The sequence below is a fragment of the Candidatus Izemoplasma sp. genome, assembly GCF_982632705.1.
The window spans coordinates 1-7,866 of the sequence record NZ_CEXEES010000066.1 but is presented as its reverse complement, the minus strand read 5'-3'; the positions used below and the strand labels follow the sequence as shown (position 1 = coordinate 7,866).

Annotated in this window: 8 protein-coding genes and 1 other annotated feature; all 8 genes read right to left on the bottom strand. The window is 31.7% G+C overall.

Annotated elements, in window-relative coordinates:
- Nucleotides 1-131: 50S ribosomal protein L20 (locus AC2LE6_RS07770; protein ID WP_484478699.1), on the bottom strand; the 131-nt coding region annotated here is incomplete at its 3' end.
- A 25-nt stretch (nt 132-156) separates the two neighbouring features.
- Nucleotides 157-357, bottom strand: a complete 201-nt coding sequence (gene rpmI, locus AC2LE6_RS07765; RefSeq protein WP_484478697.1) for a 50S ribosomal protein L35 — start codon at nt 355-357, stop codon at nt 157-159.
- Between the two features lie 23 nt (nt 358-380).
- Complete coding sequence (infC, locus tag AC2LE6_RS07760) at nt 381-923, bottom strand: translation initiation factor IF-3 (protein WP_484478698.1); 543 nt, start codon at nt 921-923, stop codon at nt 381-383.
- A gap of 36 nt (nt 924-959) precedes the next feature.
- Nucleotides 960-1,074: a sequence feature (ribosomal protein L20 leader region), on the bottom strand.
- A 56-nt stretch (nt 1,075-1,130) separates the two neighbouring features.
- Entirely contained in the window at nt 1,131-2,510 is a 1,380-nt protein-coding gene (glmU, locus tag AC2LE6_RS07755) for a bifunctional UDP-N-acetylglucosamine diphosphorylase/glucosamine-1-phosphate N-acetyltransferase GlmU (RefSeq protein ID WP_484478696.1), read from the bottom strand.
- The gene (locus AC2LE6_RS07750; RefSeq protein ID WP_484478695.1) at nt 2,507-3,820 is read right to left on the bottom strand and encodes a phosphohexomutase domain-containing protein; all 1,314 of its coding nucleotides are present in this window, start codon (nt 3,818-3,820) and stop codon (nt 2,507-2,509) included. The genes glmU and AC2LE6_RS07750 overlap by 4 nt, the downstream gene beginning before the upstream one ends.
- Before the next feature lie 75 nt (nt 3,821-3,895).
- Nucleotides 3,896-5,680 carry a glutamine--fructose-6-phosphate transaminase (isomerizing) gene (glmS, locus tag AC2LE6_RS07745; RefSeq protein ID WP_484478694.1) on the bottom strand — a complete coding sequence of 595 codons (1,785 nt, stop codon included), beginning with the start codon at nt 5,678-5,680 and terminating at the stop codon, nt 3,896-3,898.
- A 789-nt stretch (nt 5,681-6,469) separates the two neighbouring features.
- A complete protein-coding gene (locus AC2LE6_RS07740) occupies nt 6,470-7,021 on the bottom strand; it encodes an ATP-binding cassette domain-containing protein (protein WP_484478693.1) in 552 nt (183 codons plus the stop codon).
- On the bottom strand, nt 7,008-7,866 hold an 859-nt coding region (locus AC2LE6_RS07735), incomplete at its 5' end, for a hypothetical protein (RefSeq protein ID WP_484478692.1). The genes AC2LE6_RS07740 and AC2LE6_RS07735, both read right to left, overlap by 14 nt.

The window sequence follows — 7,866 nt, the reverse complement described above, 5'->3', positions numbered from 1 at the left end:
GATAATGATTTCATTACCTGCTCATTAGCAGTTCTGTATAATAAATGTTTTGATCCAAAGTAACCTTTGGCTAATTTTAATATCTTTTTACGTCTTTTTCTAGCGACGTTTCCACCTTTAACTCTTGGCATTGTTGTTTCCTCCTAATTGTTTATGTTACTTAATGTTAGCAACTTGTTGTTTGATTCTTTTGTAGTCACTAGCAGACATGAAATTCGCGCTTTTATGACGTCTTTTTGATGCTTTCGATTTGGCACTCAGTAAGTGATGACCCCAAGCAGCTTTAAATTTTAGCTTACCTGATGCAGTTCTTTTTACTCTTTTTGCAGTACCTGAATGAGATTTCATTTTTGGCATTTTGATTCACTCCTTATTGTGGTTTATTTCTCTTTAATAGGCGTTAATGCAGCATGCATGTTACGACCTTCAAGTTTTGGTCTAGCTTCAATAGTAGCGATATCTTCACAATCTTTTGCATATCGTAAGATTATTTCGCGACCTTTGTTTGTATAAGCCATTTCTCTACCTCTAAATCTGATAGAGATTTTAAGTTTGTTACCTTGTGTTAAGAATTTTCTACCGTGATTTAATTTTGTATTGTAATCTCCAATATCAATTTTCGGTGAAAGTCTTATTTCTTTTAAAGATACTACTTTTTGATTTTTACGAGCTTCACGTTGTTTTCTTTGTTGTTCGTATTTATGCTTGTTGTAGTCCATGAATTTCGCAACTGGTGGCTTAGCGTTTGGAGCAACTAATACTAGATCTAAACCTTTGTCATACGCCATATTTATAGCGGCTCTAGTGTTCATTACTTGTTTCATTTCACCATCAATAACCATTACTTCGCGATGTCTAATACCTTCGTTTAGTAAGTTTGCATCTTTATTCTTTTTTGGTAATTCTCGACTATGTTTGTTTATAGGTTACACCTCCTAATAGATTTTAACCGTATGGAAAGTATATAAAAAGTGCGAGTACATTACGTACCCACACTATAAAATTTTTCAATTTTAAGTAGCTTTAACCTATCACTTAAGCAATCAGGTGAGAGTGGGTACTCTTCTTTCCACGGAATTCATTTTTTTGTTGCATATATATAATATCATAATATAGTTGTTTGTCAACTATTAATTATCGTCTTTTGGCTTGATTAAGTTCATCGCGTAATCTTTTTTGTTGATTTGTCTATTTCTAGCGATTGCAAGTGCTCCTTTTGGTACATTTCTTGTCACTGTAGACCCCGCTGCAATAAAGACATTGTCTCCAATTTCAACAGGTGCTACTAAGTTAGTATTACAGCCAATAAATACATCATCACCGATGATTGTTTTATGTTTGTTTACACCATCATAGTTCACAGTGATACTACCGCAACCAAAGTTGACGTTCTTACCTGTTTCAGAATCTCCAATATAGGCAAGATGAGCAGCTTTTGTTCCTGAACCTGTTGATGAGTTTTTAACTTCAACAAAGTTTCCAACACGGTTATTTTTACCAATGTTTGCTCCGTTTCTTAAATGAGCAAATGGCCCCACTGTAGTATTTTTACCAATTTCACTATCATAAACTAAACTATGTTTGACTTTTACATTTTGATGAATAATAGATGTATGGATTTCAGTGTTTGGTCCAATTTTAGCACCAGACTTAATTACTGATCCACCTGTTATATATGTATTTGGATATATTGTAACACCTTTTTCAATTGAAACATCATTTCCAATTGTTATTGTGTTTGGTGATATCATGTATACCCCTTTAATCATTAATTCCATATTGATTTTGTCACGTAAATAACGTTCAGCAATTGATACTGTATATAAGTCATTTATACCCATTACTTTTTCGCTGTCCCATAATTCAATGGTTCCTACAACCAAATCCTCGTCTTTCATAATACTAACGATATCAGTTAAGTAGAACTCACCTTTTCTTTTGTTTACTTCAATTTTGTTTACTGCGTTAAACAATTTTTTATTGTTCACTACATAAATTCCTGTATTCACTTCTTTGATTCTTTTTTGCTCTGTTGAACAATCTCTGTGTTCAACAATTGCCTCGATATTTCCATAATCATTTCTTATTATACGTCCATATCCCTTAGGCTTGTCGTATTTAGTAGTAACGATTGTTAAATCGTTACCTCTATCTCTATGATAAGAGATTGCTTTGTCGATAACTTTGTAATCTACCAAAGGCATATCTCCAAGCATAATAATTGTTTCTCCCTCTTTATCACCAAGGATATCTTCACATACTTTAACCGCATGCCCAGTACCAAGTTGTTCTGCCTGTACAGCATAACTCACTCTGTCTTGTAGCATTTCCTCAAATATTTCTTTTTTATGTCCAACTACCAATGTAGCATCATCTATTACAGATTTCTCTACGTTATCTAGTATGTATTCGATCATAGGTTTCTTTAAGATTGGGAATGCACATTTAGGTAACTCAGTTTTCATTCTAGTCCCTTTACCTGCGGCTAGAATAATCGCATAATTTTTCATAACACTTCCTCCTTGACAATATTTATCATTGATACTATTTCATCCATATATATATCTAGTTGTTCTTGTGTTTCACAGCTAAGTGTTACCCTTACTAAAGGTTCAGTACCACTTGCTCTAACCAATACTTTTCCATTATCTTTTAGTTCTTCTTTAATTCTGTTAACAACATCTAAAACACGTTTATCTTCTATTACTTCTTTGTTGAAAGTTCTTATATTATATAGTACTTGTGGCCACATATTTATTGAAGCTGTTAACTCTTTTAATGACTTCTTAGATTCCTGAAGAATTCTAAGTAAAACCATTGAAACAAGTAGCCCATCACCAGTGTTGATATAGTTTTTAAGGATAATATGTCCACTATTTTCTCCACCTATAGAATAATCATTCTTGTTCATTTCTTCAAGTACATTTTTATCTCCAACATCTGTCAGGATAGCTTTGATTCCTCGTTCTTCAAATGCTTTAATGATACCTAAATTAGACATTTTAGTTAGAACTACGGTGTTTTTATTTAGTTCTCCCTTGTCTTGTAGGTACGACGCTATGATATAGATTAGTAAATCACCATCTATTTCATCTCCATCTTCATCCACGACTAAGATTCTATCTCCATCTCCATCGTAACTTAAACCAATATCTAGTTTTTTCTCTTTCACTAGATTTTTGATTGCTTCTAAATGTGTAGAACCACAGTCCTTATTTATATTTTTACCGTCTGGTTTATTTCCTATTTGATAGCTTTCTGTGATTAATTCATCGAATATTGCCTTACTAATAAGATAGTTAGCACCGTTTGCACTGTCATACCCTACTTTTAAATCTATATGATCAAATTCCATAGATTCTATAAGATCTAAATATGAATCAAACACTTCTTCTCCACCAAACATTTTTCCAAGTGTTGTAACTTGAAAATCACGTGGTGAATCTAAAAATGCTTCAATTTCTGCTTCTTGAGATAATGTTAATTTATCTCCTTTATAGAATACTTTGATTCCATTATCGTGGTATGGATTATGACTTGCAGTAATCATGACACCAACGATTTGTTTTTCCTTGCTATAATGTGCAATAAGCGGTGTAGAAACAACTCCAGCAAGCATAACATCAACCCCTAAACTTTGGGCCCCACTTGCACAACCATACATTAATTCATGTCCTGATTCTCTTGTATCTATCCCGATTACAACTTTTTCTTCTTTTAATATTTGTTTGATGCTTTGTCCAATTCTAAGTGCCAGGTTTGGTGTTAATTCAATACCAAAACGACCTCTGATTCCATCTGTACCAAAATATTTGCCCATTGCAATCCTCCTTAAGTAACATATCTATTATAGATGATTTTTTTGAAAAGTTATGAATATCGTTTGAAAAGAGAGTTACTCTACAGTAACACTCTTCGCTAAATTTCTCGGTTTATCAATATCGTATCCCCTGTGTAATGCCGCGTAAAACGCGATAAATTGTGAAGGGATGATTGTTAATAACGGACTAAATAGTTCATAGACATCATCAACAATGATTTGATCTGTTTTTTCAGCAACTCTTTTCGTACTAATAACAAGTGCATTCGCACCTCTACTAATAACTTCATTTAAGTTACTTCTTGTATTTTTATTAATACTTTTTTGGGAAATAATCGCTATAACTGGTGTTCCTTCTTCAATCAATGCAATTGTTCCATGTTTTAGTTCTCCAGCTGCGAAGCCTTCTGTTTGAATATAACTAATCTCTTTTAGTTTTAAGCTTGATTCTAAACTTGCATAGTAATCAATACCTCTACCAATGTAGAAGCAATTACGTTTGGTTAAGTACTCTTTTACAAGTGTTTCTATGTAATCACGTTTATCAATAATGTTCTCAATTGAAATTGCGACTTTACTTAATTCTTTTCTTAAGTTGATATGTTTATCACTTAAACCATATGCAAGTAATGAAAGAATCGTAATTTGTGCAGTATACGCTTTTGTTGATGCTACTGCTATTTCTGGACCAGCTAGTATTTCTACATAGTGATCTGCTTCTCTTGCTAATGTTGATGTTTTAACATTTGTAATTGTTAATGAACGATATCCTTTTGCCTTGATATTTACAAGTACTGCTCTTAAATCAGCTGTTTCACCTGATTGAGATATAAATATAAATAATGGGTTTTTACTTAGTAACGGCATATTATACGCGAATTCACTCGCAATATGTACTTCACAAGGAATCCCAGCCATTTTCTCAAATAACTCTTTACCAATAAACCCTGCGTTCATACTTGTTCCTGCTGCTATGATATATAAACGATCGCTTTCAGCGATTGCTTCTCTTATTTTTCCATTTAGTATTACTTCATCACCCTCAAAATAGTTATGAATGATGTTTCTGATAACACGTGGTTGCTCATTGATCTCTTTCAACATGAAATGTGAATACTCACCTTTTTCAATATCAAGATAATTTACATCTATTTTTTTTACTTCGTGTTCTAGTTCTTTCCCGATAATATCAAATAGTTTATAACCGTCTTTATCTATCTCTACAAAGCTTTTATCTTCTAATGGGATATATCGTTTACTATATCCCACCAAAGCCATTAGATCTGATGCTACAATGATACCTTTATCACTAATACCTAGTAGTAAGGGACTTTTGTGTTTAGCTGCATATAATTTATTATCATTTGCTGTATCTATTATCGACATAGCATAGCTACCCTCTAATAAACTCATTGTTTTTCTTATCGCTTCGCTAACACTCATTTTCAAAGTGAATTTCTCTATTAAATGAGCGATTACCTCTGTATCAGTATCACTTTCAAAAACAGACTCTTCTAGATAACTAGATTTAAGTTCTTTGTAGTTATCGATTACTCCATTATGGACGATGAAAAATCTACTTTCACCTGATGTATGTGGGTGACTGTTTACTTGATTTGGAACTCCGTGTGTAGCCCATCTAGTATGTCCTATACCCAATTCTGTATTATATGAAAAATCAGTGATGCTTTTTAAATGAGCAACACGTCCTTTATCTTTATATATTTTAAACTCTTTTGTATCCTTATTGTATAGTGCTAAACCGGCAGAATCATACCCTCTATACTCTAATCTTGATAATCCTTCTAATATTATATTTCTTGCATCTTCTTGTCCTAAATATCCTACTATACCGCACATATTTATCAACTCCAGTCATCATCCTTTTATATCACAAAAAAGAGATTTTTTCAATCTCTTTTTACAATAAGTCAATCTTACTAAATCGCACAACTAGTACAAATAACAAAGTTAATATTATAGATAGTTGGTATAAGTCGCTATACATAAAGGTATACTCTAAATTGCTGGTTAATACTAAATCGCTTACATAAAGATGAATCACCTTAGTAAATGTAACGCTCTCAGATATATTAATATTGAACCCGGTCATAAGTACAGTAAATAGATAAACGAGAAAGATTGTAAGTAACGAGTACGTCGTTTTAAATGACAAATATATGACCGTGAGTAAAAGATAATAGTAGACAACAAACATAACCAATCTTACATATAGTAGTAATACATTCTCATAACTGAAATAGTCAGTTAGATAGTATCCTGTCACTAGAAAAATTAGATATAGTACAGACGACAGAATAACAAGTATAAGACAGTTGCTAAGGATATAGATCAATATGGCTTTTCTACGCCCTTGCTCTATACTATGAAGAATGAGAATTGACATCGTATGTCTTAGTGAATGGACCATTATGATAATGAGTAGAAAGAGATTTAATTTAATGAATAATAGTCCTTGATATAGATAATCAATTCTCAATGTTTCAGAATACTCTATTTGAATACTTTTAGATAAGTTAACTCCACAAATGATGATGTTAATCATACTCATTAAAACAAAGTTTATACATGTGATTAAGAAAACTTTTCTATTGAATATACTTTCAATATACAACACAACCATTTTCTTCATAAATTTATTACTTCAAGACTGCTTGATTGTGTGAAAACATCTAAATGAGTACTGATGATATACATTTTATTTGATTGTAAAATATAATTCTTTAAAGTTTTGGTTGTTTCTATATCCAATCCACTAAAGGGTTCATCTAATAAATATATATCCTTATCCAATGATAGTGTGTAAATCAACCTTAACTTACAGTTCATCCCTTTACTCAACTCTATAATCTCTTTATCAAGATTTTGATCCATCTTAAACATATGTATAAGTTGTTTCATGATATTATGCCTTGTTATTGGAATCATTAACTCTAAAAATGTTTTTGATTTAAGAATTAGAGGTAGTTGAAGATACTCTGGAAAATAAGCAATACTTCCACTACATTTTATTTGTCCTGTATACTTTATTAATGCCATAATGGCTTTACATAATGTCGATTTACCACTTCCGTTTTGGCCTTTAATGATCGTAACTCTTTTAGATACTTTTATAAATTCATGATGGACTACATGGTTTTTATAGTTTTTCGTAACTGATGTTATATCAATCGATTTCATACGATATCAAATTCTCCGTATACTCAGGATTGAATGTAGATGTATTCATATAAGGAAAATCATCTATTACATAGGTTTTTTCCTCGGTTCCATCAATATATGTGAATACTAAAACAAACCTATGAATGAATGTAATATCTCCGTTATAGACCAAAGGAGCTAGCAACTTCTTTGTTTCATGAGCTTGTAAGTATAAATTAAGATCATCTCGTTCGTAATCAAAGAAACTATATTCTAAATCAAGTAATTCATCGATTTGTTTAAACGAGTCTACTTCAGTAAAGACTTCGGTAATATAATCATTATTTATATGTACTGTTTTACTTAAGATATCAATATCTTTAATTATGATATTGTTTTCCGTTTTGTTTACCAAATCAATAACGATACCACTCACAGTGTTTACCCCATCCACTTCTTGATATGTAGCACTTAGATTTATAAAGTCTAAATCATTTGTATTTGTGGATTGAAACAGGTAATTGAATTCTCCAATGTAGAGGGATATAGCGTTTTTATTCGTATATGTGATATCAAGATAAGCATGATCGTATTCAATCAAGTAATCATTTGAATGAAATGCAATTTGAACTGATAAATCAACGAGAAACTGATCATTTGATTCATACACCCTAATATCCTGAATCCTGAGCGGTATTGTCTGATCGTCAAAACTCAGTTGAAGTTTATCAATACTTTCCTTTTGGATATAATAGGAGTCCTTTTCATTTACAAGTAGTTTTATATGAAATGATTCTGTATCTGATGTGAATTTATAGCTATGAACTTGTGGACTTGTTGTTATAACAAAAGGCTCTTTGGTTTTAGTCATAAGAATTACGCTA